This is a genomic window from Ramlibacter rhizophilus (assembly GCF_004681965.1).
Lineage (GTDB): Bacteria > Pseudomonadota > Gammaproteobacteria > Burkholderiales > Burkholderiaceae_C > Ramlibacter > Ramlibacter rhizophilus.
Genome location: NZ_SMLL01000004.1, coordinates 334,831 through 359,380, shown reverse-complemented (window position 1 = coordinate 359,380; position 24,550 = coordinate 334,831). Strand labels below are relative to the sequence as shown.

Sequence of the window (24,550 nt, the reverse complement as noted above, 5' to 3'; positions counted from 1 at the left end):
ATCAGTCTCCGGTGTGGGGGGCGGCCGCGGCCTGGCGGCGCAGCGACGCGGTTTCGAGCACCGCCGCCACGATGGGCGTGTAGCCGGTGCAGCGGCACAGATGGCCCGACAGCATGTCGCGCACCTGGGCTTCGCTGGGATGAGGGACGCGGCGCAGGTAGTCGTCGCAGCTCATGAGGATGCCGGCGGTGCAGAAGCCGCACTGCAGGGCGTGGTGGCGCTTGAAGGCCTCCTGCAGGTCGGACATCGGCCCATCGGCATCGCACAGGCCCTCGACCGTGTCGACGCGGCGGCCGTCGACCTGCAGCGCCAGCGCCAGGCAGGAGCGGCCGGCCACGCCGTCGATCTGCACCGTGCAGGCGCCGCACACGCCGTGCTCGCAGCCCACGTGCGTGCCGGTCGCGCCCAGGCCTTCGCGCAGGAAGTCGGACAGCAGCATGCGGGGCTCGCAGGCGGCGCTGCGTGCGGCGCCATTGAGCGTCAGCCGCACGGTGTGCTGGCGGTCGCGGGTGCACTGCTTCATCGGGGAGTCTCCGTGGCTTGGGCGATCACCTGCGCGCCGAGCTGGCGCACGAGGTGGCGGCGGAAGGTGGCGCTGGCGTGCGCGTCGTCCTGGGCTTCGAGCTCCCAGGCAAAGTCGTTGAGGGCGGCGGCCAGCTCGGCGCCGCGCAGGCCGGCCGGCCACTGCGCCAGGCGTGGCCGGTCGGACACGCCGCCGATGGCGAGGCACAGGCCGCGCGCGTCGAGCACGGCGGCCGCCGAAACGATGGCGAAGTCGCCATGCCGGCTCGAGAACTCCGCGAAGGCGCTGCGCTGGCCCGGCTGGGCCAGCGGGAAGCGCACCTGCTCGAGCAGCTCGTCGGGCGCGCGCGCCGTCATCAGCATGCCCTGGAAAAACTCGGCCGCGGGCAGGGTGCGGCGCTTTTTCGCGTTGCGCAGCACCACCTCGCCGCCCAGCGCCAGCAGCACCAGCGGGATCTCGGCGCTCGGGTCGGCGTGGGCCACGGAGCCGCACACGGTCCCGCGGTTGCGCACCTGGAAATGCGAGATGAAGGGGAAGGCCTGCGACAGCAGCGGCACTTCGCGCGCCAGGGTCGGGCGCCATTCCACGCTCCCCTGCGTGGCCGCCGCCCCCACGGCCAGCATGCCGCCTTCGCTGCGCACGAAGTTCAGTTCGTCGCTGCGCGAGATGTCGATCAGCACGCTGGGCTGCGCCAGCCGCATGTTGAGCACGGCCATCAGCGACTGGCCGCCGGCCAGGATGCGGGCCTCGGGGCCGAGCGCCTTGAGCTGTTGCACCGCTTCGTCGGCGGTTTCCGCGCGCACGTAGTCGAAGGCTGCGGGCTTCATCGCGCCACCCCCAGGCCCGCCAGCAGGCGTGCCCACCAGGAGCCAGCAGGCGCGCTGGCGCCTTTGCCGCCGGCCTGCCGACCGAGTTGCTCGAACAGCTCGCGCAGCACGATCCTGGCCGCACCCTCCAGCATGCGGCCACCCACGGCCGCCACCTTGCCCGAGACTTCGGCCTCGTAGTCGTAGCGCAGCAGCGTGCCGCCATCGCGCGGTTCGAGCGTGACCAGGCCAGCGCCCTGGGCCGCGCCCATGCTGGACAGGCCGGAGCCGGCCAGCCGCAGGCGGCGCGGCGGCTCCAGGTCGCTCAGCGCGATCTCGGCGGCGTAGCGCGCCTTGATCATGCCCACGCCCACCGTCACGTCCGCGCGGTAGCGGTTGGGGCCGGTCTGCTGCAGCGCGTGGCACCCCGGGATCACCTTGGCCAGGGCCGCCGGGTCGAGCAGCACGGCGAACACCGCCTCGGGTTCGGCCGGCAGCAGGATCTCGCCCTGCGCCGCCAGCGCCTTGCCGGCCTTGCCGGCCTTGCCACCCGCGGGCCGGGCCGGCATGGCGCCCCCGGAGGGCGGCGGATCGTCCATGCCCAGCAGGTCCATCACGCGCGAGGGGGTCAGCGGCAGCGTGACGCTGGCCACGCCCAGCGCGTCGGCCACGGCGTTGGCGATGCACGGCGGCGTGCTCATGTTGTTGCCCTCGCCCAGTCCCTTGGCGCCCAGCGGCGTGAAGGGGCTGGGGGTCTCCAGGTGCACGATGACCGGGTCGGGCACCTCGCAGGTGGTGGGCACCAGGTAGTCGGCGAAGGTGCCGGACTGGAAGCTGCCGTCGCTGCCATAGCGGAACTCCTCCATCAGCGCGGCGCCCAGTCCCTGGGCGAAGGCGCCGCGGATCTGGCCGTCGGCCAGGGCCGGGTTCAGCAGGGTGCCGGCGTCGTGCGTGGTCACGTAGCGGTCGATGCGCACGCGGCCGGTGGCGCGGTCCACCTCGACGGCGCAGATGTCGAAGGCGAAGCCGTAGGCCGCCGAGGTGTTGACGCGGTCGTCCTCGTCCGGGGCCGTGAGCTGCGGCGGGGTCCAGAAGGCCGTCTCGCGCAGGCCCACGGGCTCGCCCTCGGGCAGCAGGGCGGGCGCCCAGTGCGGGCTGGCCGCCAGACGGCCGAAGGGCTGGCCGCGCTCGGGCGCATCCTCCGGATAGACCTTGCCGCCCGCGAAGACGACCTGGTCGGGCTCGCATCCGAACTGCGCGGCGGCGATACGCGCGAGCTTGTCCCGCAGGCGCTGGCAGGCCAGGTGCAGCGTGCCGGCCACAGCACCGGCGAAGCGACTGGAGTAGTTGCCGGCGGCGACCGACCAAGCGTCCTTGGCGGTGTCGAACTCGATGTTCACCGACACCTCGTCCGGCTCGAGGCCGAACACGTCGGCCGCCAGCTGGGCGCACACGGTGCGGTGGCCCTGGCCGGCCGGCGCGGACGCGATGACCACGCTCAGGCCGCCCAGCGGATCGATGCTCACGGTGGCCGCGGCGATGGCGCCGTTCTTCGGACCCGCCTTGGCGCGCTGCTCGCGCGGCAGCACCGTCGTGATGTAGCCCATGTTCGAGACGGAGGGCTCCACGATGGCGGAGAAGCCGATGCCGTACAGCCGGCCCTCGGCGCGGGCGGCGGCCTGGCGCTGGCGCAGTTCGTCGAGGCGGCCCTCGCGCAGTGCCAGCTCCAGGGCGCGCTGGTAGTCGCCGGAATCGATCAGCGCGCCGGCGGCGGCCCGGTAGGGAAACGCCTCGCGCGGAATGAAGTTGCGGCGGTAGATGTCCAGCGGGTCGAGGTTCAGTTCGACCGCGATGCGCTGCACCAGGCGCTCCAGCGCGAAGTACACCTGCGGTCCGCCGAAGCCGCGCACCAGCCCGGAGGGCGTCCGGCTGGTCAGCACCACCCGGTTGCGCACGCTGAGGTTGGGGATGTCATAGGCGCCGGTCAGGCAGCCGTGCATGCGGTAGAAGGTGGCCGGCTCGGGGGCGCGCAGGTAGCCGCCGCAGTCGTCGAACTGGTCCAGCGACAAGGCGGTGATGCGGCCGTCGGCTTCCACCGCCGCCGCCGCGTGGCACAGGCGGCCGGTGGCCGAGGTGGCGGCGGTCAGGTGCTCGAGGCGGTCTTCCACCCACTTGACGGGGGCGCCGGCCTTGCGCGCCGCCAGGCACATCAGCACCGCCGGATTGAGCACGGCCTGCTTGACCCCAAAGCTGCCGCCCGAATCCGGGAAGGTGCGGTGGCGCAGCTTGTTGCCCGGCACCTTGAGCGCCATCGCCATCACGGTGTGCAGCGAGAACGGGCCCATGAAGTTGGACTGCACGTCGTAGCCGTCCTGCTCGGACAGGAACTCCGCCACCACCACCGCGCATTCGATCGGCGTGCAGGAGTTGCGCGGGTAGTCGACCGTGAGCGCGACGTGGTGCGGCGCGCGGGCGAAGGCCTGTTCGGGGTCGCCGTAGCGGAAGCTGCGGTCGCTCACCACGTTGCTGCCGACCTTCTCGTGCAGCACCGGTGCGCCCTCGGCGATGGCGGCGCGGATGTCCACGACCGGCGGCAGCGTCTCGTAGTCGGCCTCCAGCAGGTCCAGCGCGTCCTCCGCGAGGTAGCGGCTCTCGGCCACCACCACGGCGACCGGCTCTCCCACGTAGCGCACCTTGTCCACGGCCAGCGCCCACAGCTCCATCGGCGCCTTCACGCCGACGATGAAGGGCTTGGACCAGCGTTGCACGTCGGCGCCGGTCAGCACGGCGCGCACGCCGGGCAGGGCCAGCGCCTTGTCGGCACGAACGCCCAGCAGGCGGGCATGGGCATGCGGCGAGCGCAGCACCGCTGCGTGCAGGGTGCCGGGGCGCACGGGCGCGTCGTCACCGTAACGGCCGCGGCCCGTCAGCAGCGGACGGTCTTCGACGCGCTGCGTGCGTCGGCCCAGGTGGGGGGGAGCAGTGGGTGTTTCGGGCATGCGGGGGTGTCGGCGCGTCGCTCGGCTTGCGTTGCTGCAGCAGGCGGCGGAGGCCGATGGCTGCGGGCCGGTCAGGAAAGCGGATCAGGACAGTGCACGGCCGCTCAGTCCACCGTGATGTTGCGGTCGCTCACGACCTTTTTCCAAAGGGCCATCTGGCCATCGATGAAGCTGCGGAACTGCGCCGGTGTTCCGCCGTCGGGCACCACGCCTTGGGCGGCGAAGGCTTTCTTCACCTCCTCCTCGTGCAGCATCCGGTTGAGGTCCGTGTTGAGCTTGTCGACGATGGCCTTCGGGGTGCCGGAGGGCACCACGAAGCCATGCCAGGAAGAGACCTCGTAGCCGGCGATTCCGGCTTCTGCGGCCGTGGGCACATCAGGCAGCAGGGGCGAGCGCTTCGGCGCCGCGATGGCGAGCGGGCGCACGCGGCCGGAATGCATGAAAGGCATCGCGTGCGGCAGCAGGTCCAGGGCCACGTCGAACTGGCCACCGGCCAGGTCCGTGAGCATGGGGGTGCTGCCCTTGTACGGGACCTGACGCATCTGCGTGCCCGTGGCGCTCTCGAGCAAGGCCATCGCCAGGTGGTTCGAGGAGCCGGCCCCAGAGGAGCCATAGGTCAAGGCATTCGGCCTGGCGCGGGCCGCGGCAAGGACGTCCTGGGCGCTGCGGTACGGACTTTGCGCGTGGGTCACCAGCAGCATGGGCGAGCGCCCTGCCAGCATCACCGGCGCGAAGGCCTTCTGCGTGTCGTACGCGATGTTCTTGTACAGCCAGGGGTTGGCGGCGTACGGGAACTGCACGACCAGGATGGTGTGGCCGTCGGGCGCCGCGCCGGCCACTTCCTTGGTGCCGATCATGGTGCCGGCACCCGGCTTGTTGTCGACGATCACCGGCTTCTTCCAGTAGTCGCCCAGGTGCTTGGCCGCGAGCCGGCCCAGCGTGTCGTTGAAGCCGCCGGCCGGATAGGGCACGACGATGCGTACCGGCTTGGTCGGGTACTCCTGCGCCTGGGCGGCACCGATGCCGCAGGCGGCGAGGACCGCGAGCATTTGCAGCGCTTTGCGGGGGGTGGCGAGCATGAGCCTTGTCTCCTTTGTCTAGTACGCAGTCCCGCTCGTGTTCTCCGTGCGTGCGGGATGTGGGGGGTGTCCTGTGGGGCAGTCTAGAAACCGGGGGGTATCAGGTCAATTAACGTTTTATGATCCTCCGATTCAGTTTGAGTGATAACCGCCCGCATGGAATTCCGGCAGATCCAGTACTTCATCAGCCTGTACGAGGAAGGCTCGGTGACCCGGGCCGCACGGCGCCTGCACATCGTGCAGTCGGCACTCAGCATGCAGATGGCCAAGCTCGAGGAGGAGGTGGGCCAGCGTCTGTTCGTGCGCAGTCCGCAAGGCATGCAGCCCACCACCGAAGGGCGCCGCCTGTACCGCCTGTTCCTGCCGGTGGTGACCGATTTCCAGCGGGCGCGCGAGCAGGTCGTCGAAGCCACGGGTGAGCTGACCGGGGAGGTGCGCGTCGGGATGATCGCGACCATCGCCCAGGGGGTCCTGGTCGATGCGCTCATGGAGTTTTCCCCGGCACACCCGAAGGTCGAGCTGTCCATGACGGACGGCTTCAGCGGCGACCTCATCGATGCAGTGGCCGTGGGAAAACTCGATGCGGCTGTCGTCAACAAGCCGCGGCGGCCCCTGACGCTCAAGACCGAAACCATCGCCGAGGAGGACCTGCTCCTGGTGACCGGGCCGGCGCACGCGGACGTGCCCGCATCCCTGAGTTTCCGCGAGATGGCGGCTTTCAAGCTCGTGTTCCCAACGCGCCAGCACGGCCTGCGGGCGATCATCGAGAGCTTCGCCCAGGCGGAGGATGTGAATCTGAGCCCGAGCGTGCAGATCGATTCGATCAGCGCCATCGTGAAGCTGGTACGAGAGAGCGATTTCTGCACGCTCCTGCCCGATGTCGCCGTACGTGGCCAGCTCGAACGCGCGGAATTGAAGGGACATCGCTTCGTCTCCCCGCGATTGAGGCGGCAGATCGTGGCCGTAACCGATCCGAGACGGCCGCTCAATCCTGCCGCCGCCGCGTTCCTCTCGGTTCTGCGGCGCCACCTCGTGGGCCTGGGGCCTGTGCCGTCCGACGGTGACCGGCGGCCGTGAGGCCCTGGTGGCCGCGCCGGCACTTTCCGCGTGGCTCATACGCTGAGGCGGCTCAGCAGCGCCGCCCGCCCCTCGTCGTTCGAGGAATCGCCCTGGGCCACCACCTGGCCGCGCTCGATCAGGTAGTAGCGCGTGGTCAGCCGCACCGCCCGGTGCACGTTCTGCTCGACCAGCACGATCGGAATCCCTTCGCGGGCGAGCTGCCCGATCAGCGCGAACAGCTCCTCCACGATCATCGGCGCCAGTCCCTCCGTGGGCTCGTCGATCAGCAGCAGCCGCGGCGCACCGGCCAGCACGCGCGCGATCGCCAGCATCTGCTGCTCGCCGCCCGACAGCGTGGTCCCCATCTGGCGCCGCCTTTCGGCCAGCCGCGGAAAGCGCTGGTAGATCTCGTCGAGCTGCGCGCGCGACGCGGCCCGGCTCCGCGCCGGACACTGCATCTGGCCGAGGCGCAGGTTCTCCTCGACAGTGAGGCCGGGAAAGATTCGCCGGTCTTCTGGCACCAGCCCGATGCCGCGCCGGCAGATCCAGTCCGGGGCCAGGCCACGCAGGCTCTCGCCGTCGAACAGCACCTCGCCCCGCGATGGCGGCACCCACCCGGCGATGGTCTTGATCACCGTGGTCTTGCCTACGCCGTTGCGCCCGAACAGCCCGACCACCTCACCCTTGCCGACGCGCAGGTCGATGCCCTGCAGCACGTGGCTCAGGCCGTAGTGCGTGTGGACGCCCTTCAACTCCAGCATCAGTGTGCCTCCCCGAAATAGGCGGCCTGGACCGCGGCATTGGCCCGAACTGCGGCCGGTGGGCCTTCGGCCAGCTTCTGGCCCTGGTGCATCACGACGACATGGTCGGAGAGGTCCATCACCAGGTCGACGTCGTGCTCCACCAGCAGGATGGCCAGGCCTTCTTTGCGCGCAAGTCGGCGGATCAGCACCTCGGTGTCACGCGTGTCGGCATGGCTCATGCCCTGCGTGGGCTCGTCCAGCAGCAGCATGCGCGGTCGCGACGCCAGCGCCACGGCGATCTCCAGCCGACGCTGCTCGCCGTGCGAGAGGAAGCCGGCGACTTCGTCGGCCTTGCCGGTCAGATCGAATTGCACCAGGAGTTCCTGCACCCGTTGCGCCGCCACCGCCCCGCGGGAGAGGGGCCGCAGGAGCCCCTGGCCTTGCTCGAGATATTGCGCGGCCAGGCGCAGGTTCTCGCGCACCGGCAGCTCGAAGAACAGGTTCGTGATCTGGAACGAGCGCGAGAGGCCGGCCGTCAGCATGCGGTGCGGTGGCAGCCCCGTCACCTCGCGTCCTTCGAAGCGCACCGTGCCCGCGCTCGGGCGAATTGCACCGCTGATGAGGTTGAAGAGGCTGCTCTTGCCCGCCCCGTTCGGCCCGATCACTGCGGTGATCTTCCCGGCCAGGGCCTGGAAGCTCACATCCTGCACCGCCCTGAGCGCCCCGAACTGCACGCTCAGGCCCTCGACCGCAAGAATGACGCTCACGCCACCTCCTTCGCATGCCTGGACCCATGCCGCGCGTCCAGCCACCGCTGCAGGACGGGCGCGCCGTAGCCGACCAGGCCGCGCGGCATCAGGATCACGACGACGACGAAGAGCACGCCGATCACGATCTGGTGGTGGGCCGTGTACGAGCCCAGGACCGAGCGCAGGCCCGTGAGCAGCGAGCTACCGTAAAGCGGCCCGATCAGGGTTCCCGTGCCCCCGACGATGACGTTGATGACCGCGCTGCCGGAGACCTCGAAGAACATCAGCTCCGGCGAGACGAAGCCGCGCAGCATCGGATACAGCGCGCCGCTTCCGCCAGCGATGACGGCCGCCAGCACGAAGGCACCCAGTTTGTAGCGCCACGGATCGAAACCGAGGAAGGCCACGCGATGCTCGTTCGTGCGGATCGCATCCAGAAGCCGCCCGAATGGCGTGTCCATCAGGTAGCGCAGACCGAGGTACACCGCGGCCATGCAGGCCAGCACCATCAGGAAGAATCCCGCCGGCGAGGCGGAGGTGAGGCCTGGAGCAATGACCGCTCCCGGAACGCCGATGATGCCGTCGGAGGCCCCAAGCTCGCGTGTGTTGTAGACGACCTTGGACACCACCTGCGCCAGTCCGAAGCTGATGAGAGCGAAGTACACACCCTTGGCGCGGATGGCGATCACGCCGCCCACCAGCCCGGCAGCCGTGCTGGTCAGGACCGTGATCCCCAGCGCGATCCAGAAGGAGGCGCTCCACTCCTTGAGCACCAGTGCGGAAACGTAGGCACCCAGCCCGAAGAACAGCGCCTGCCCGAGCGGCAGCAGGCCGGTGCGTCCGAGCAGCAGGTCGACCGAGAGCGCCAGGCCGCCGAAGATCAGCGCCTCCGTCGCCAGGCGGAGGAAGAAGACGTCGCCCACCAGGACGGCGGCAGCGGCGAACACCAGCGCGCCGCCGAAGAAGGCTGTTGCCAGCCATCGCATCGCGCTCCAGCGGCGCCGCCCGGAGCTCAGCGGCGCGGTCACGGTGGTGAGGACCGTGTCATGCATGACCGAGCTTCCCGAACAGTCCTTGCGGCCGCCACATGAGCACCAGCACCATGATCCCGAACAGCAGGGGGTCGCTCCAGACCGGCGATATGACGAGGCTGGAGAGGGACTGCACCTGCGTGAGCAGCAGGCCCGCCAGCACCGCGCCCTTGATCGAGCCCATGCCGCCGATGATCACGACGCTGAACGCGATCAACACGAAGTCGCGGCCCATGGTGGGGAACACCGAGTAGATTGGCGCCAGCAGCACGCCGGCCGTGGCCGCCAGCGCCGCGCCGAATGCAAACGTTGCGGCATACACGCGCGCGACGGGCACGCCCAGCGATGCGCTCATCTGGCGATCGAACGCAGCTGCCCGCACCACCGCGCCCAGGGAAGTGCGGAACACCAGCAGCCAGACCGCCGCAATCAGCGCCCCGCCGAACAGCATGACGAACAGGCGGTAGTTGGGGAAGAAGAGGCCCACCATTTCGGTCGCCCCCGTGATCGGCGACTCCATGCGCACGGGGTTGGCGCCGAACACGATCTTCAGCAGGTCTTCCAGCACCACGGCCAGGCCGAAGGTCAGCAGCAGCGTCAGCGTATGCCGGTCGCGGCTGTGGAAGACGCGCTGCACCAGGCCACGCTCAGTGAGGTAGCCCAGCACCGCCATGATGAGCGGCGCCAGGGCCAGTGCCGCCCAGAACGACAGGCCGAGGCCGAGCAGCACCACGGCAAGGTAAGCGCCCATGGCGTAGAACTCGCCGTGCGCCATGTTGATCACGTCCAGCAGGCCGAAGATGATCGTCAGGCCCAGCGCCATCAGCACGACGGCCACCCCGATGGACAGTCCGTTGATCATCTGCGGCGCCAGCACGAACTGAAGCCATTCCAGGGCAGCATTCATGGCAATCTGCTCGTTCGTTCAGAAGCGGGTGCAGGTGTCCGGCCCGATGGCGGCCTCTGCCTTGACGCGGCCCACCATCTCGAACTTGCCGTCCTTGACCCGCATGGCGTACATCTCCTGCATGGCCTGGTGGTCGCCCGCGCGCATGGTCTTGAGCCCTTGCGGAGTACTCCACTGCAGGCCGCGCATGGCTTGGCGCACCTTGTCGGTATCGGTGCTCCTGGCCTTTTCCACGGCAGCCTTGTAGAAGAACAGCACGCCATAGCTGTCGGCCCCGTACAGGTCGGGCGCCGCCTTGTTGGCGGCCTGGAAGTCGGCGACGAACTTCTTGTTCTCCGGCGTGTCGATGGCGGTGGCATACCCGACCCCGGTGACGAAGCCATCGGCCGCCTTGCCGATCGCCGGCAGGTTCTGTGAAGTCACCGTCCCGGACGCGCCGACCACCTGCACGTTGCGGGTGAGGCCGAACTCCGCCAGCTGCGTGAACAGGCGAACCGTATCGTTGCCGGCCACCGAGGTGTAGATGACCGCCGGGCGGGCAGAGCGGATCTGGCCGAAGAAGGGCGAGTAGTCCTTGTTGCCCAGGGGAGCGAACACCTCGCCCACAGTCTTGGCGCCCTTGTCCTCGGCGGCCGACTTGAACGCGGCCACGGTGCTGCGGCCCATCTCGTAGTCCGGACCGAGGTAGAACACATTGGCGTTCGGCTTGGTCGACGCCATCCAGTCGGCCAGTGCCGCGGACTGCATGCCGGCCCGTGCATTCACCCGAAAGACGTTGGGCGAGCACTTGTCGGCGGTAATGCTGTCGGCGAAGGAAACGGTGGTGGCCATCAGCCGGTCGTTGCGCTCGGCCACCTGCCCCACGGCCAGGGTGGCGCCGGAGTTCACCGTGCCGGTCAGGAAATCGACCTTGCCCAACTGGAACAGCTTCTCGGCCTTCTGCACGGCGACCGCCGGATTGGCCTCGGAGTCTTCGTAGATCAGCTCGATGGGCCGGCCGGCGACGCCGCCGGCGGCGTTGATCTGGCGGGCCGCGAGGTCGAGGCCCCATTTGACCTGCTGGCCGATGCCGGCATAGGTTCCCGTCAGCGGCGTGACGACGCCGACGCGGATGGGCCCGGTCTGGGCCAGGGCGGCGCCTCCCAGCGCGGAAAGCGCCAAGGCCGAGGATGCCAGGGTGATGATGCGTTGCATGGCTTGTCTCCTTAGGTTGAGCGGGAACGAATCAGGTGCCGACGAAGTTCGGCTTGCGCTTGTCTTGGAAGGCTTCCACGCCGTTGCGGAAATCGTCCGAGCTGCGCAGCCGCGAGTAGCAGTGGCCCTCCAGCTCGATGGCGATCGACAGCGGCGAGTCCTCCGTGTCGTTCAGCAGCTTCTTGGCGGCTCGCTGCGCCAGCGGCGAGAAGCGCCTGAGCTCGTCGACCAAGGCATCGGTGGCCGCTTCCAGCTCACGGTCCGGCACGCATGCGCTGGCCACGCCCCAGTTGGCGGCCTGCGGGCCGGGAATCCGGCGTGAACGCATGACGATGTCCTTGGTGCGCGTGATCCCCACCATCTTCTGCAAGCGGGCGGAGCCGCCGGAACCGGGTATCTGCCCCAGCTTCTGTTCGGGCAGGGCATACAGGGTTGTCGGCGTGACCAGCCGGAAGTCGCAGGCCAGCGAAAGCTCGAAGCCGACGCCGAAGCAATAGCCGCGCGCCGCCGTCACCACCGGCTTGCTGCAGCGCGCCGGAGCCGCCACATTCCATGCCAGCCGGGAAACATGCTCCGGCGTCGCCTGCAGGAAGCCCCTGATGTCGCTGCCGCCGGAGAAATGCTCCCCCTCCGCCCGCACGACGATCACCCGCACGGCCTCGTCGGCCTCGAGCGCCTCGAAGGTGATGCGCAGCTGCTCGCGCTGCGGCATGCTGATGACGTTGAACGGCGGCCGGCACAGCACCAGGTCCGCGCGCTGGCGGACCGGGTCGATCTCGACCCGGTAGCCGTCGAAGGCCGCGGCCAAGGTGAGCGCGGGATGGCGCAGGTCGTGCAGTCGCATGGGGGCCTCCACGCGCTCGATGCGCTGACCGACGAAGCCACTGCCCGCTTTCGCAAGCTCGGACTGTTGGTGCATTGCTGTCTCCTTGTGAGGAGTGTCAGCAGAGCGACGAGAGGAGCGCTAACGCATGCGTCCGGGGGAAGACCGCCCCGTCCGGCGACTGACCAAAAAATCCGGCGATTTGTGCGCGGGACGCCTTTTCAGATCAGTTCCGACGCTTGTCCTGCGGGAGGTTCGAACAAATTGACCTTGCGGCGGTAGTCCGTGGGCGTGATGCCCAGGTGCGCGCGGAAGAAGCGCGAGAAATGGCCTGGGGCGGAAAAGCCCAGGTGCTCAGAAATCTCGGCCACTGGTTCCTGGCTGAGCGTGAGCCGCTCGACGGCCGCCTCGAACCGCAGCACGTTGGCGTAGACCAGCGGGGTGACTTGCGTATCCCGCTGGAACAGATGGAAGAATTGGGCCCGCGAGAGTCCCGTCGCGGCTGCGACACTGTCCATATCCAGCTCGCGCGCCACATCGCGCCGCATCAGGGCGATCGCTTGGCGAACCCTCGGATCGATGGCGACGGGCGGCTTGCTCCGCAGCAGGCTGGCCAGGTCGCGCCAGCCCGTGTAGCTCTCAACCACAGCGATGATGAGATCGAACAACAGGCCTTCCAGCCGTCCGGGAGATACCTCGTCGTCCCACCACAGTTCGAGGACGAACTCCTCTGCCATCTTTCGGGTGGCCGCAGACAGGTGCACGCTCTTGTGGGGAAAGAAGCGGGGGTGGGCCGACAACGCCAGCGAGCGCTGGATCTCGGCCAGCCAACTGGGCTCGATGTAGAGCGCCAAGATCAGCGTGTGCTGTCCAGGCGGGGCGTCGTGTTCATAGGCATGGTGCTCCCAGGCGTTCACCACCACCGCCGATTCGTCGGTCAGGGGCGCGCGCTCCCCGCGTACGCGAAAGGCGCTGTCCGCCCCTCCCGCCTTGATCAGGATGTGGCAATGATGATGTGCGTGGCCGACCAAGGGGGCGTCCATGTCCAACAGGGCAACGCGGCCGAAGCGCCCCTGGAAAATCTTGACGGCTGAGGACATTGTTGTCTCCTGCCGACACCATAGCGGTTGTGGTGTGGCCTGAACAGCTGGGGCGAACACTCGAACATCGCTCAGGTTGATTGCTCCGCTGGGCGATTGGCGGGTGCGCCCGGTCGGATTCGGATCCTAGCAACGGCGGATTGAGGAGCCCTACTCCCTTGCCCCGATCGTCAATGCAAGCTCGCCGACGCCCTCGATAGAGCCTGTGATCCGGTCCCCGGGCACGACCGGACCCACGCCCTCGGGTGTCCCGGTGAAAATGAGGTCCCCAGGTTGCAGGTGGTAGAAGAGGGAGAGGTCCGCGATGATTTCGCGGATGTTCCAGATCAACATGTTCAAGCCGGACTTCTGCCGCACCTGGCCGTTCACTTCCAAGGCCAGGGCGCCCCGATCCAGGATGACACCCGGCATCGGAACAATCTCGGAGCAGACCGACGACTGTTCGACGTCCTTCCCGAGGTCCCAGGGGCGCCCCTTGTCCCGCGCCGCCAGTTGCAGGTCGCGGCGGGTCATGTCCAAGCCACAGGCATAGCCGTACACGAGCTCGTGCGCGGCCTCCGCCGGGACGCGAAACCCTGGTTTTCCGATGGCGACCACCAGTTCCATTTCGTGGTGGAAGTTGCCCGTCTCGCTGGGGTACGCGACGGTCGCGCCCGAATGCGTGAGCGTCTGCGGTGACTTTGTGAAATAGAACGGCCGCTCAGAAGACTTGTCGACAGGCTTGCCCATTTCAACGGCATGCGCATGGTAGTTGCGGCCGACGAAGAACAGGCGCGCGACGGGAAACCGCTGCGGCACGCCGCAAACGGGCAGCGAGGGTGTCGGCGCCGGTGGGAAGAGGTACTGGGTCATTTGAATGGGGATGCAGGAATTCGCGGGGGGCTGGCTCAGGGGCGGATTCGATCGACGCCCGGCTTTCGGAGCAATGGCGCTTCGTCGGCCAGGAACAGGAAACCTGTGACGGTCCGCGTACACGTTTTGATGTCGCTGGCGCGGCGGGGCCTCCCGTCGCCACGACGCGCCATCGAGCCGACGGGAGCGGCCGCTCCGCGCGGCCGCATCCGTGGTGACTGCCGGCTCGGGTCAGCCGTTCTTGCTGTACTTGGTGATCAGCGACTTGGCCGTCGCGAGCAGCTTCTTGCCGTCGAAACCCTTCTTGTTCATGTCCGCGACCCACTCCTCGTCCACGCTGCTGGTGAGCTTCTGGAACTGCGCGGTCTCCGCGGGGCCGATGGTATGCACGACGTTCCCTCGCTCGATCGCCTGCTTGCGGGCAATCGGGTCATAGTCCTGCTGCACCTTGCCCATCCAGGCGGACACGTCGGCGCCGGAGTTGGCGTCGATCACCTTCTTCAGGTCCGGCGGCAGCGACTCGTACTTGGGCTTGTTCATCGACATGACGAACACCGAGGTGTAGAGCGCCGGGCTCGAATCCGGGAACTCGCTGTGGTACTTGCACAGCTCCAGCACCTTCACCGAAGTCGTGACTTCCCAGGGCAGGGCCACGCCGTCGACCGTTCCCTTGCTCAGCGCGTCCGGAATAGCGGGCAGGGGCATGCCGACGGGAATGGCGCCGGCGTGGCCCAGCAGGCGGGTCGCCATTCGGGTCGGTCCGCGCATCTTCACGCCCCGCAGGTCAGCGGGCGACTTCACCAGCTTGCTGCGCGTATGCAGCAGGCCGCGACCGTGCGTGTGGAAGGCCAGCACGCGCGTATCCTGAAACTCGTCGCGCATCATGGTCGTGTAGAACTCCCAGGCCGCGCGGGACGTGCCTTCGGCGTCCTTCATCATGAAGGGCAGCTCGAACACCTCGGCGCGCGGGAAGCGTCCGCCCGTCAGGCCCGGCAGGGTCCAGGAGATGTCGACCACGCCGTCACGCGCCTGGTCGTACAGGTTGGGCGGCGTGCCACCGAGCTGCATCGCCGGATAGGCCTCGAACTTGATGCGGCCGTTGGAGTCCTTCTCCACCTTGTCCATCCACGCCTTGTGGATGTACAGCCAGACATTGGACGCGGGCGACATGAAGGTGTGGAACTTCAACGTGACCGTCTCCTGGGCGAAGCCGTGGAGTGCGGGGGCGCCCAGTGCGATGGCGGCGCCGGATTTGAGCAGTGAACGTCGTTGCATGGCTTGTCTCCTTTTCTAAATCTTGCGGTTTGCAGGGGTGATGAAGCACGAAAGGCGGTGAGGAACTCCTTCAGAGGAAAACACTGCCACCGTCCACGGCCAGCGTCTGGCCCGTGACGAAGGCAGCGCCGTCGCTGACCAGGTAGGCCAGCGCTCCCACGAGATCGCCCGCGACCTGGTCACGCTGGATGCAGCGGCCCGTCGTGCGGGCGTTGTCGCCAATGCGGTTGTGCAGGTCGTTCTGCAGCACGCCGTCGCTGAGCGTGAACCCGGGCGCGATGGCGTTGACGGTGATCCTGTCCTTGGCCAACTCGCGCGCCAGCGAGCGCGTGAAAGCGATCACCGCGCCCTTGCTCGCGACATAGTGGGCCATGTTGGGCGGCCCTTTCATCGGCACGATCGAGGCGATGTTGACCACCCGGCCGCGACCGCTGCGGCGCAGCGCCGGCAGCACTGCCTTGGCGCAGTTGAAGGGCCCGAGCGTATTGACCTCCATCACGCGCATCCATTCCGCGTTGCCGATCTGCTCGAAGGGCTTCAGGGCCAGCGTGGTGAAAAGGCCAGCGTTGTTGACCAGCACGTCGACCCCGCCGAACTCGCTTTCGGCCGAGCGGGCCATGGCGGCCACGTCGTCCTCGCTGACCACGTCGGTCCGCACACCGACGGCCTGGGCACCCTGCTCCCGCAGCCTGCCCGCGGCCTCATCGGCCCCCCGCAGGTCGGCCACCACGATGCGGTGACCCAGGTTGGCGAGGTGCTCGCAGAAGGCAAGGCCGATGCCGCTGGCGCCGCCGGTGACGATCACGGTCTTGGGACTTTCAGTCATGGCAAGAATCTCCTGGTCGTTATGTGGGGTGTCCTGCGGCCGGTCAGGCGGCCATGGCCACGAGGCTCGCGAGCTTCACGCTCGCGTCGGCCGCCTGCTCGGGCGTGACCGCGATGCCGGCCGCCAGGAGTTTGCGGGCGGCCATGTGGTCCGCCGCGCTGTTGACGGACTCGATGGCGGTGAGCCGGTCGCCGCGAAAGCGCAGGACGGAGAACTTGCCGTCCGCGATGGAGCCGCGAAGCACCGACGCATCGGCCGGGTCGGCGACACCGGCGATCTGCAGCCGGTTCTGCCCTTGGTCGCTCCAGAACCAGGCCACCTTTCGGTACCGCACCGGACGGCCAACGACCCGCGCGGCGATGCAGCGCGCCTGATCGACCGCGTTCTGCACGGACTCTATGCGGATCGGCGGCGCGCCGTCCGCGGCGGGAAAGCGCGCGCAGTCGCCAAGCGCGGAGATCGCGGGGTCACTGGTCAGCAGGTAATCGTCCACCAGGACGCCGCCTTGCACCGAAAGCCCGGACTCACGGGCCAGCGCGTCATCGGGCTCGACGCCCACGCCGATGACCACCACGTCTGCGGGCAGAACATCGCCGCGATGTGTCTGGACAGCGCACACCCGGCCAGCCTCGCCGAGAAAGGCTTCGGCACCGGTCGAGAAATGAAAACGGACGCCGCGCGCTTGCAGTGCTACGGACAGGAATGCCGCTGCATCGGCCGACACGGAGCGCTGCAGCGCCCGCTGCGCGAATTCGACGACCTCGACCTCGAGCCCGAGCTCACGCGATGCCACAGCGATCTCAAGCCCGATGAACCCGGCCCCGACGACCACCACCCGATGGGCCTGCCCGAGCCGCTGTTTCAGCAGCTGCGCATCGGCCAGGGTGCGCAGAGCCTGCACGCCCTCGAGCTCGGCGCCGGGACTACGCGGCATGCGTGGGACGGCGCCGGTCGCCAACACAAGGTGGTCGTACGCTCGGCGGGCACCGCTCGCGAGCGTCACGCGCCGTGCCACGCGGTCGATGCCGGTCACGCGTTCGCCCGCAAGCCACTCGATGCCGCGCTCCTCATAGAACGCGTCTGGCCGCAGGGGGAGTTGGGCCTGCGGGGTCTTGCCGGTAAGAAAGCCCTTGGACAAGGGTGGGCGCTGGTAGGGCGAGACCGGCTCTGCGCCCACCAGCGTCACTGGCCCGGCATAGCCTTCCTCGCGCAGGGAGGCCGCAGCCTGGAAACCGCCCTGCCCGCCGCCGACGATGATGACGCCAGCGTCCATCGGCATCAGACCTGGTGCGAGGGGATGTGGACGACGATCTCGTCCACGCCCGGCGCGACCACGAGCTGGCAGCCAAGGCGGCTGTTGTCACGCCTCCCGCTGGCGGCGCTGTCCAGCATTTCGTTCTCCACCTCGCTCACCGGCGGCACGGCCGCCGCGCTGGACTCGTCGAGGTAAACGTGGCAGGTGGCGCACATGGCGGCGCCGCCGCACTCGGCCACGATGCCGGGGATGCCGTTGGCAACGGCGGTCAGCATGACGGTCGCGCCGGGCGCGACCTCGACGGAGCGGCGCTCACCGCCGGGCTGGACATAGGTGATCTTCGGCATGGGTGCCCTGGAAAGATGACTCGCGGCAGGAGCGTCACGCGGCGGTGATGCGCACCGGCATGCTGGTGTAGCCGCGAACCGAGTTGTTGTAGTGGATGACCGGCGTGCCTTCGGCCTCGAAGGACTTCACGCGCCGGGCCAGCGCAGTCAGCACGATCTCACCTTCCAGGCGGGCGATCATCTGCCCCGCGCAGCCGTGCACGCCCGTGCCGAAGGCCATGTTGCCCGCCGCGCGGCGCGTGACGTCGAACCGGTCCGCCGTATCGCCCCAGCGCCGGGGGTCACGGTTGGCCGACCCGATGAACACGCAGACCTTCTGTTCCGGCCCCATCGTCACGCCGGCCACCTCCACCTCGCGCGTGGTGGTGCGATAGAAGGAGTGGAAGGTGCTTTCATACCGCAGGACTTCCTCCAGGGCCTGCCGGGCCATCGACGGGTTCGCATGCACCAGGGCCCACTGATCGGGAAAACGCGTGAACGACCGGATCGCGTTGCACAAGGTGAAGACCGTGGTGTCCAGACCGGCCGAGAGCAGCGTGCGCACCAGCATCGGCGCTTCCTCCGGCGCCAGCAGGCCCTCGTCGGCCGCCTCGTACAGGCGGGCACCGAAGCCGCCGGGCGTGAGGTTCTCGCGCTTGCAGACCTCGGCGATCCAGTCGATGGCGCCGGATTGGGCCTTGGCCAGGCACTTCCGGAAGCGCTCGTTCACCGGCCCGAAGGCGTTGAAGACCATGTCGCCATAGGGCAGCAGGTACTGCTCCCGGCCCTCGGCCGGGATGCCGACCGCATCGGCGAAAACCTTCAGGGGGTAGGCCTCGCACAGGTCGGTGACCGCGTCGAACCGGCCCTTCTCCAGCAGCCGGTCCACCAATCGATCCGCCTCCTGCTCGAAGCGGGCCCGCAGCGGCCCGATGGACGCCGGCGCCAGCAGCCCGGCCACGACCTTGCGCGTGCGGCCATGCATCGGCGGGTCCACTTCCAGGATGATGCTGGGCTTGCGCCAGGGCTCGGTCGTGTGGAAGTTGGCGAGGCCCACACCCGCGCTGGAGCAGAACGTGACCGGATCGCGCAGCACCGCATCGATCTCGGCATGCCGGGCCAAGCCGTAGGCCTCGTAGCGCGAGAGGTAGAACACCGGCCCGAGCTCGCGCAGCATCTCGTAGTGCGGGTACGGGTCGTCCAGGGCCGCGTCGGCGTAGGGATCGAAGTCGGTGCGGGGAACCGCAACGGCCGCTTCCCGGTCCACGGGTGCAGTGGTCTGCATGTCTGCTTGTCTCCTTGTGCCGTGTCATCGTGACCGAGCGGCACCTGACAAAAAGTCTAGGGCCGTCTTGATCTGGGTCAATGAATTCGGACTGCTTGTGCGCATGGCGAACTGCCGTGAGCGGTTTCGCCTGCGCGCAGCTTCACCCGGCGCCAACCTGGCGGGGCTTCACTTTGAAGCTCATCTCCCCAATCCCTTCGCAGGCCACACGCACTTCGTCTCCAGCGACCACCGGCCCCACCCCCTCGGGCGTTCCGGTGAGGATGACGTCGCCGGGATGCAGCGTGTAGGCGCGCGAAGCGAACTCGATCAGGTCCGGGATGTCCACGGTCATGGACCCGGTGGACGTGTGCTGTCGCAGCGTGCCGTTCACCCATAGCGACATCGTGAGCGCGTGCGGGTCGCTGATCTCGTCGGCAGTCACGAGGCAGGGGCCGAGCACGGTGTAGCTGTCCGGGGACTTGCGGTAACTGCGCTCTTCCACCCCGCGGACTGTCATGTCCAGGCCGATGAGATACCCCGCCACGTGCCGCATGGCGTCGGCGCGGGCGATCTCGCGTCCAGGCTTGCCGATCACCACGCCGAGTTCGATCTCGTGGTCGGTGCGCCGCTCCGGAAACACGATCTCCACGCCCTCGCGCGGGCCGACGATGGACGAGCTCGCCTTGAGAAAAAGGCCGTACTTGTCGACCGGGCGGTCGACCCCGTCGAGGGCCTTGGCGTGCACGCCGTGGTCGACACCCGGGTCCTTGGTGTCCTGCTGCACATGCAAGCGGTAGTTGGCCGGTGCGGCCATGACCTTGCTCGGCTGCGTGATGGGGCTGTCCAGCGCCACGCTGGCGAGGGCTTGCCGCGCCGCCTCAGGCCGCAGGCGCCGTGCGGCCGAGAGCACGGCATCGAGATGACCGACAAGCGGATCGCCCGGACGGCCGGGCCAGCGCACGGCCGGCAAGGCATCGAGCGCGGCAGTGACGTCGAAGACGGCGTCGCCTTCGATGAGGCCGAGGCGGTCGTGGTTGAAGCGGCAAATTTTCATTTGGGGGGTTGGGTCACGAGAGGTTCAGGGAGCGGGCTGCATCGGCGTCCAGAGCCAGTCGAGGCAGCTATAGAAGTCTTCGGGCCGGCGCTCGCCCCACTGCAAGGCGCGGACCTCGGCGTCAAGGCCGTCACAGTGGTAGATGTCCCAGAGCGCGCGCGACTCGAGTTGAACGCGCGCGGTGCGCAGGAAGCGAGCCCGATTCAGTCGCTGGAAGGCGGCCGCGTAGTCCTGGCCCGCCTCCTGCAGCAGGTCCCCCAGCAGCGCTGCATCCTCGACGGCCATGCCGGCGCCCTGCGCCAGGGACTGCAGGGTGGCATGGGCCGCATCGCCCAGCAGGGTCACCCGTCCATCACACCAGCGGCGGATCGGATCGCGGTCTGCGATCGCCCAGCGCCGGCCGAGATTCACGCGGGCGATGAGCTCGCGCGGCTCCGCCTGTGCGTCGGCCATGACGCGGGCGAGGTGCTCGCGGTAGGCGGGGCTGTCACTCTCGACGCCCGGCGGCACGCGCACGACCAGGACGATGTTGAGCTCGGTGCGTTCCCGCAGCGGGTAGTAGATGACGTGCACGCCCGCGCCGCTCCACATGGTGACGCCGGTGCGGCGGCGCGCGAGTTGCGGCGCCTCCTCCATCGGGACGATGGTGCGGTGCGCGACATAGCCCGTGTCACGCGGGGCGTCCCCCGGCTGCATCTGTGCACGGATGCGTGAGCGCAGTCCGTCGGCGCCGATCACGGCCGCCGCCTCGACCTCGCGGCCCTCGGCAGTGAGAACGGCGAGCCGCTCGCCTTCCTGCCGGTAGCCGGTCACGGCCGTGGCCTGGTTCAGCGCGACGTTCGGCAGCGCCTTGCAGGCGGCCAGCAAGAGCTCGTGCAGGTCCACCCGATGGATCGCCATGTACCTGGAGCCGGCATAGCGGCGGGCGAAGGCCTCGGTATGCAGCGGGATGTCCGCAATCTGCGCGCCGCTGGAGAGATCGAGCCAGCGGATCTCGGTGGGCAGATACCCCTTCTGGAGCACCGCCTCGCCCAGCCCCAGGCGCTGGAGCAGCGGTAGCACGTTGGGGCCGATCTGCACGCCGTAGCCGATGGCGCCGATCTGGTCGGCCTGCTCCAGCACCGACACCGGGCGCCCTTGGCGGCCGAGGGTCAATGCGGTGGCGAGCCCGCCGATGCCGGCGCCGACGACCACCACCGGGAGTCCGCCGACACCTTTCATTGCGCGCCCCCCTGCGCTTCGAGCAGCTCGAGGCGGTAGTAGCCGCAGTGCCGCATCAGCTTCTCGTCGGTGAGTTCCACGATCACCGCCTCCTTGTCGGCCCGGTGCCGCAGCGGCACGGCCATCGGTGCTGCGATGACATCGCCGAAAGCCCAGTCGAAGCGGGCCTCTCCGAGCTCGCTCGTGCCGCGCCCCTGCAGCACTACAAAGATGGAGCTGGCGCTGTGGCGGTAGGGCGCGCCCTGCCAACCCGCCGCCATGCGATGCACCTTGATGCCAATGGTGGGCATGGAAGGCGCCGGCAGTTCCACGGTGGCGCCGAACAGGCGCGATTGCCCCGGGGTTTCGGAAGCGGCCTGGGCCTGCAGGGCCTGCTGCGTGTCCGCCCAGGCAAAGCGCATCGCCGAGCTTGCCTCCTCGGTCACCTCGGCTTCCCAGCCCTGCGGATGCTCCTCGCTCGCCATCGGCTCCAGCAGGTGCACCAGGGGAATGTCCAGGCAGTCGAACCAGAACGCCTGCTCCGTACCTTCGTGGCCATGCCCGTGCCAGCAACCACCGGGCGTGAGCACGATGTCGCCGGTTTCCATCGGGTGCTTGCGTCCGTCCACCACCGAGTACGACCCGCGTGACTCGAGGATGACGCGCAACGCATGGGGCGAGTGGCGGTGGGCGCGCGCCCGCTCGCCCGGGAGGATGGACTGGTAGGCCCCGATCAGCGTACGAGTGGTGCCGAAGTCGTTACCCTCGACGGGGTTGCGCAGAATGAAGTTGCGACGCTCGGCCTGGTCGGTCCCGATCACACGGCCGGCCGCTACGAGCGCAGGCCGGATGCGTGAGTACTGCCAATGCGCCGGAACGAAACTGGAGCGGGGCCGCGGCCACATGAGAGGCCGCGGGTGGCGGATCCAGCCAGGGACGCAGTGCACCTGCGCGATGTCTTCGATCAGTTCCTCGACGGTGCCGACCGGGCCAGCCTCGCAAGAAGAGTCTTCGGAGAAGTTCATGGTCGTCCTCTCAGGATCGTGACTGCCGTCGTCCTTCAGCTCGCATCGGCCATCGCATGGCCCAGTCGCTGGCTCACCGATTGCGCAGCCGCCCGCAGCACCTTCGCATTGGGGCCGTCCGGCCGTAGGTCGAAGGTCTCCGCGACGCCGAGCGCTACGACGACGGCAGCCACCTGGCCGTTCGCCTCGAACACCGGCGCCGCGAGACTGCCCACGCCCTTGAGCGGTTGGTCCCGCAGCCAAGTGCAACCATGCGGCCGGTAGCCGGCCAGCATGGCTTCCACGGCCTTGCGGTCGGGCAGTTCGCGGCGCTGCTGCGCGGTGGCAGCGGCAAGCTCGCGCGTGATCACCGCCTCGACCACGGCCGAACGCTGGAAAGCCGCGAAAGCCCGTCCCGTGGCGGACCACAGCACCGGCATGACGAAACCGGCCCGTACATTCACCACGATGGCCTGCACGGGCTCCTCCCAACGCACGATCACCGGGCCCTGGTTGCCCATCACGGCGACCAGGCAGCTCACGCCCAGGTCCTCGGTCACCTTCGCAATCTCGGCCGTGCACAGGCGCAGCACGTCCGACTGCCGCTGGGCCGCCAGCCCCAGAAAGATCGCCTCGCTGCCGAGGAAGTAGCGGGCGGTGATCGGGTCTTGCTCGACGAAACCGGAGCTGACCAGACTGGAGAGGTAGCGGTGCACCTTGGCCGGGTGTTCCTGCAGCTGCAGGGCCAAGCGGGTCAGGGTTGCGGCCCCGCCCAGTGCCGCCAGAGCCTTCAGCACGGTCACGGCGACCTCAGCCGATTGCACCTTTTGACCACGCCCGCGGTCCGACGCGGGCGGCGTGGCGGTGAGCGGAGTCGTCGTGGCTCTGGGCATCAACAATTTACGCAAAGCATAAATTCATTATGCACAGCGTAGTTCGCTGGTCAACGCCGAGCGCGTAATCCAGCGCGCCGGCACGCAGCACCTGCCAACGCCAGCAGCACGCGGCGTCAATCTCCGGTGAGGCTACCGATGTCCCGTCCGCGTGGTCGCGGGCTCAACAAGTTGGCTGGATGGTTCGTGCCAAGCTCGTGCAGCGGCAGCTGCGTCGCTGGGTACGCTGCCCGGCGCGCTTGCACACCTGCTTCACACCCCGACGACCGAGTCGGAACGAGGCCCTAACGTGCTCGGGGTTGAGGTGCGCTTGAGCGGTCGGCTCCTGGCCGAAAGCGGCCTAGATCTCCGTCTGCTCCGAGATTTCGAGTGCGTCATCCACCTCAATCCCCAGATACCTGACAGTGCTCTCCAGCTTCGTGTGACCGAGCAGCAGCTGGATTGCCCGGATGTTCTTGGTCCGCTTGTAAATCAGCGTCGCCTTAGTGCGCCGGAGCGAGTGCGTGCCATACCTGTTCTGATCAAGCCCGATGCAGCTCGCCCAGCCCTTCACGATCCGGCTGTACTGGCGCACCGACAGGTTCCGCTCAACACGCCGACCGGGGAACAGGTAGCTGTCTGCAGTGTCGGCGACATCATCAATGACGAGCGCCACTGCGGGAGAGACCGCGCGGGAGTCGCGCACATGTCTCGCCTGGTGAACGACCTTCTCGATGTCTCCCGCGTCACCGGTCAGCCTACGCGGCGGTTGTGCCGACTCCTGACGGCGTCTTGTCCGAGACCGGACCGCTGCATCTGGCGGCGGACGCGAGCGCCGCAGAGCAGCTGCGCCAGGAATTCCGGCGATTGAACGTTGCGGGCATTGACGAGCACAGTGAGCTGGCGGGGGTCACCCCGAATCTGTCGTCGCCTGAGGTCTGCTTCTTGGCCGAGAGCAAACCTTCTCGAGGTGCCTGAGGTGGAACCCGTAGCGGACAACAGGTGGGAGGGCTGACCGTGAGGCGAAGGCGGGTCACGTTGGGCGGACGGTGGATCCGCCAAGTCTCCTTGCAAATCCATAGTTACCTATGGCAGTTCGCTCCAAAGATTGTCCTCCAGCGGACCATCATTCTTCGCCTCGACAACTTCCAAATCGAGCCATCCGAATCGGGCAGCGAGGTCCCGACAGTCCTCCGCAGCCGATCGGGATGAAAATGTACCGATAACACTGCGTTTGTCTTTCCGCTTCGCGGCCGTAGGCTGCTCGGGCTGACATGCTGTTGGCGGGAAACCGCGAACCTGCCAACCTTTGTGGTACGAGGCACCGGAGTCCACCACCTTCCTACTGGACTTCACGGCGATGTTGTCCTTGCTCATTTTCTTTCCCCAATCCGCGTAGCTTTGGTCATGGGCAGCGACTCGCTAGCAGCCGTGAGATAAACGTTCAGCAATTGGAAGTAGCGCTCCTGTAGCCGCAAGTACGTCCTGAGGTGAGTACGCGGCTGGCGTTGGCCCTCACCATTTGCGACTCCCGGCTGCCACCCCATTTCGCGCCGGAGTCGTTCAACAGCCAGCCTCAGCCGCTCTGTTCTGCCAGTTCTCTGTG

The 24,550-nt window shown here is 68.3% G+C and carries 22 protein-coding genes and 1 pseudogene; 1 reads left to right on the top strand and 22 read right to left on the bottom strand.

The features are described 5' to 3' along the window. Position 1: 1 nt before the first annotated feature. The 4 genes from EZ242_RS11605 to EZ242_RS11590 form a co-directional block, all read right to left on the bottom strand. A complete protein-coding gene (locus EZ242_RS11605; protein ID WP_135285319.1) occupies positions 2 to 523 on the bottom strand; it encodes a (2Fe-2S)-binding protein in 522 nt (173 codons plus the stop codon). Continuing rightward, on the bottom strand, positions 520 to 1,350 hold the full coding sequence (locus tag EZ242_RS11600; RefSeq protein ID WP_135285318.1) for an FAD binding domain-containing protein: 831 nt from the start codon (positions 1,348 to 1,350) through the stop codon (positions 520 to 522). The genes EZ242_RS11605 and EZ242_RS11600 overlap by 4 nt, the downstream gene beginning before the upstream one ends. Beyond that, entirely contained in the window at positions 1,347 to 4,328 is a 2,982-nt protein-coding gene (locus EZ242_RS11595; protein WP_135285317.1) for a xanthine dehydrogenase family protein molybdopterin-binding subunit, read from the bottom strand. Before EZ242_RS11595 ends, EZ242_RS11600 begins: the two co-directional genes overlap by 4 nt. A gap of 104 nt (positions 4,329 to 4,432) precedes the next feature. Next, complete coding sequence (locus tag EZ242_RS11590; protein ID WP_135285316.1) at positions 4,433 to 5,407, bottom strand: Bug family tripartite tricarboxylate transporter substrate binding protein; 975 nt, start codon at positions 5,405 to 5,407, stop codon at positions 4,433 to 4,435. A gap of 156 nt (positions 5,408 to 5,563) precedes the next feature. Here EZ242_RS11590 and EZ242_RS11585 point away from each other — a divergent pair, with 156 nt between their 5' ends. After that, a complete protein-coding gene (locus EZ242_RS11585; RefSeq protein ID WP_135285315.1) occupies positions 5,564 to 6,484 on the top strand; it encodes a LysR family transcriptional regulator in 921 nt (306 codons plus the stop codon). Positions 6,485 to 6,519: 35 nt separating this feature from the next. Here EZ242_RS11585 and EZ242_RS11580 read toward each other — a convergent pair whose 3' ends face one another. The 18 genes and pseudogenes from EZ242_RS11580 to EZ242_RS22410 form a co-directional block, all read right to left on the bottom strand. Next, complete coding sequence (locus EZ242_RS11580; RefSeq protein ID WP_135285314.1) at positions 6,520 to 7,230, bottom strand: ABC transporter ATP-binding protein; 711 nt, start codon at positions 7,228 to 7,230, stop codon at positions 6,520 to 6,522. Beyond that, positions 7,227 to 7,976: an ABC transporter ATP-binding protein gene (locus EZ242_RS11575; RefSeq protein WP_135285313.1), complete on the bottom strand. Its 750-nt coding sequence runs from the start codon at positions 7,974 to 7,976 to the stop codon at positions 7,227 to 7,229. The genes EZ242_RS11580 and EZ242_RS11575 overlap by 4 nt, the downstream gene beginning before the upstream one ends. Continuing rightward, a complete protein-coding gene (locus tag EZ242_RS11570; protein ID WP_135285312.1) occupies positions 7,973 to 9,010 on the bottom strand; it encodes a branched-chain amino acid ABC transporter permease in 1,038 nt (345 codons plus the stop codon). The genes EZ242_RS11575 and EZ242_RS11570 overlap by 4 nt, the downstream gene beginning before the upstream one ends. Next, a complete protein-coding gene (locus EZ242_RS11565) occupies positions 9,003 to 9,896 on the bottom strand; it encodes a branched-chain amino acid ABC transporter permease (protein WP_167784726.1) in 894 nt (297 codons plus the stop codon). The genes EZ242_RS11570 and EZ242_RS11565 overlap by 8 nt, the downstream gene beginning before the upstream one ends. 18 nt (positions 9,897 to 9,914) lie before the next feature. Next, complete coding sequence (locus tag EZ242_RS11560) at positions 9,915 to 11,090, bottom strand: ABC transporter substrate-binding protein (RefSeq protein WP_167784725.1); 1,176 nt, start codon at positions 11,088 to 11,090, stop codon at positions 9,915 to 9,917. A 31-nt stretch (positions 11,091 to 11,121) separates the two neighbouring features. After that, positions 11,122 to 11,928 (bottom strand): enoyl-CoA hydratase/isomerase family protein, encoded by an 807-nt coding sequence (locus tag EZ242_RS11555; RefSeq protein WP_420821250.1) that lies wholly within the window; start codon positions 11,926 to 11,928, stop codon positions 11,122 to 11,124. Between the two features lie 206 nt (positions 11,929 to 12,134). Continuing rightward, positions 12,135 to 13,013, bottom strand: a complete 879-nt coding sequence (locus EZ242_RS11550) for a helix-turn-helix domain-containing protein (protein ID WP_135285311.1) — start codon at positions 13,011 to 13,013, stop codon at positions 12,135 to 12,137. A 150-nt stretch (positions 13,014 to 13,163) separates the two neighbouring features. Continuing rightward, positions 13,164 to 13,865, bottom strand: coding sequence for a fumarylacetoacetate hydrolase family protein (locus EZ242_RS11545; protein WP_135285310.1), 702 nt, complete (start codon positions 13,863 to 13,865; stop codon positions 13,164 to 13,166). Positions 13,866 to 14,096: 231 nt separating this feature from the next. Further along, a complete protein-coding gene (locus tag EZ242_RS11540) occupies positions 14,097 to 15,140 on the bottom strand; it encodes a TRAP transporter substrate-binding protein (protein WP_135285309.1) in 1,044 nt (347 codons plus the stop codon). 70 nt (positions 15,141 to 15,210) lie between these two features. Beyond that, complete coding sequence (locus EZ242_RS11535) at positions 15,211 to 15,966, bottom strand: SDR family NAD(P)-dependent oxidoreductase (protein WP_135285308.1); 756 nt, start codon at positions 15,964 to 15,966, stop codon at positions 15,211 to 15,213. Between the two features lie 43 nt (positions 15,967 to 16,009). Next, the gene (locus EZ242_RS11530; protein ID WP_205960633.1) at positions 16,010 to 17,239 is read right to left on the bottom strand and encodes an NAD(P)/FAD-dependent oxidoreductase; all 1,230 of its coding nucleotides are present in this window, start codon (positions 17,237 to 17,239) and stop codon (positions 16,010 to 16,012) included. A gap of 5 nt (positions 17,240 to 17,244) precedes the next feature. Continuing rightward, on the bottom strand, positions 17,245 to 17,568 hold the full coding sequence (locus EZ242_RS11525; protein WP_135285306.1) for a 2Fe-2S iron-sulfur cluster-binding protein: 324 nt from the start codon (positions 17,566 to 17,568) through the stop codon (positions 17,245 to 17,247). A gap of 34 nt (positions 17,569 to 17,602) precedes the next feature. Further along, positions 17,603 to 18,832, bottom strand: coding sequence for a cytochrome P450 (locus EZ242_RS11520; RefSeq protein ID WP_135285305.1), 1,230 nt, complete (start codon positions 18,830 to 18,832; stop codon positions 17,603 to 17,605). Positions 18,833 to 18,974: 142 nt separating this feature from the next. Next, the gene (locus EZ242_RS11515) at positions 18,975 to 19,868 is read right to left on the bottom strand and encodes a fumarylacetoacetate hydrolase family protein (protein ID WP_135285304.1); all 894 of its coding nucleotides are present in this window, start codon (positions 19,866 to 19,868) and stop codon (positions 18,975 to 18,977) included. A gap of 24 nt (positions 19,869 to 19,892) precedes the next feature. Next, the gene (locus tag EZ242_RS11510) at positions 19,893 to 21,089 is read right to left on the bottom strand and encodes an FAD-dependent monooxygenase (protein WP_135285303.1); all 1,197 of its coding nucleotides are present in this window, start codon (positions 21,087 to 21,089) and stop codon (positions 19,893 to 19,895) included. Next, entirely contained in the window at positions 21,086 to 22,093 is a 1,008-nt protein-coding gene (locus EZ242_RS11505) for a cupin domain-containing protein (RefSeq protein WP_135285302.1), read from the bottom strand. Before EZ242_RS11505 ends, EZ242_RS11510 begins: the two co-directional genes overlap by 4 nt. 35 nt (positions 22,094 to 22,128) lie before the next feature. After that, entirely contained in the window at positions 22,129 to 22,965 is an 837-nt protein-coding gene (locus EZ242_RS11500) for an IclR family transcriptional regulator (protein WP_135285301.1), read from the bottom strand. A 340-nt stretch (positions 22,966 to 23,305) separates the two neighbouring features. Beyond that, positions 23,306 to 23,608, bottom strand: a pseudogene (locus EZ242_RS22410) (tyrosine-type recombinase/integrase); the annotation flags it as partial. Positions 23,609 to 24,550 lie beyond the last annotated feature (942 nt).

Coding starts and splice junctions, on each gene's coding strand:
- EZ242_RS11605 (WP_135285319.1), bottom strand. CDS start 523: ATGAAGCAGTGCACCCGCGACCGCCAGCACACCGTGCGGCTGACGCTC.
- EZ242_RS11600 (WP_135285318.1), bottom strand. CDS start 1,350: ATGAAGCCCGCAGCCTTCGACTACGTGCGCGCGGAAACCGCCGACGAA.
- EZ242_RS11595 (WP_135285317.1), bottom strand. CDS start 4,328: ATGCCCGAAACACCCACTGCTCCCCCCCACCTGGGCCGACGCACGCAG.
- EZ242_RS11590 (WP_135285316.1), bottom strand. CDS start 5,407: ATGCTCGCCACCCCCCGCAAAGCGCTGCAAATGCTCGCGGTCCTCGCC.
- EZ242_RS11585 (WP_135285315.1), top strand. CDS start 5,564: ATGGAATTCCGGCAGATCCAGTACTTCATCAGCCTGTACGAGGAAGGC.
- EZ242_RS11570 (WP_135285312.1), bottom strand. CDS start 9,010: ATGCATGACACGGTCCTCACCACCGTGACCGCGCCGCTGAGCTCCGGG.
- EZ242_RS11565 (WP_167784726.1), bottom strand. CDS start 9,896: ATGAATGCTGCCCTGGAATGGCTTCAGTTCGTGCTGGCGCCGCAGATG.
- EZ242_RS11560 (WP_167784725.1), bottom strand. CDS start 11,090: ATGCAACGCATCATCACCCTGGCATCCTCGGCCTTGGCGCTTTCCGCG.
- EZ242_RS11550 (WP_135285311.1), bottom strand. CDS start 13,013: ATGTCCTCAGCCGTCAAGATTTTCCAGGGGCGCTTCGGCCGCGTTGCC.
- EZ242_RS11545 (WP_135285310.1), bottom strand. CDS start 13,865: ATGACCCAGTACCTCTTCCCACCGGCGCCGACACCCTCGCTGCCCGTT.
- EZ242_RS11540 (WP_135285309.1), bottom strand. CDS start 15,140: ATGCAACGACGTTCACTGCTCAAATCCGGCGCCGCCATCGCACTGGGC.
- EZ242_RS11535 (WP_135285308.1), bottom strand. CDS start 15,966: ATGACTGAAAGTCCCAAGACCGTGATCGTCACCGGCGGCGCCAGCGGC.
- EZ242_RS11530 (WP_205960633.1), bottom strand. CDS start 17,239: ATGGACGCTGGCGTCATCATCGTCGGCGGCGGGCAGGGCGGTTTCCAG.
- EZ242_RS11525 (WP_135285306.1), bottom strand. CDS start 17,568: ATGCCGAAGATCACCTATGTCCAGCCCGGCGGTGAGCGCCGCTCCGTC.
- EZ242_RS11520 (WP_135285305.1), bottom strand. CDS start 18,832: ATGCAGACCACTGCACCCGTGGACCGGGAAGCGGCCGTTGCGGTTCCC.
- EZ242_RS11515 (WP_135285304.1), bottom strand. CDS start 19,868: ATGAAAATTTGCCGCTTCAACCACGACCGCCTCGGCCTCATCGAAGGC.
- EZ242_RS11510 (WP_135285303.1), bottom strand. CDS start 21,089: ATGAAAGGTGTCGGCGGACTCCCGGTGGTGGTCGTCGGCGCCGGCATC.
- EZ242_RS11505 (WP_135285302.1), bottom strand. CDS start 22,093: ATGAACTTCTCCGAAGACTCTTCTTGCGAGGCTGGCCCGGTCGGCACC.
- EZ242_RS11500 (WP_135285301.1), bottom strand. CDS start 22,965: ATGCCCAGAGCCACGACGACTCCGCTCACCGCCACGCCGCCCGCGTCG.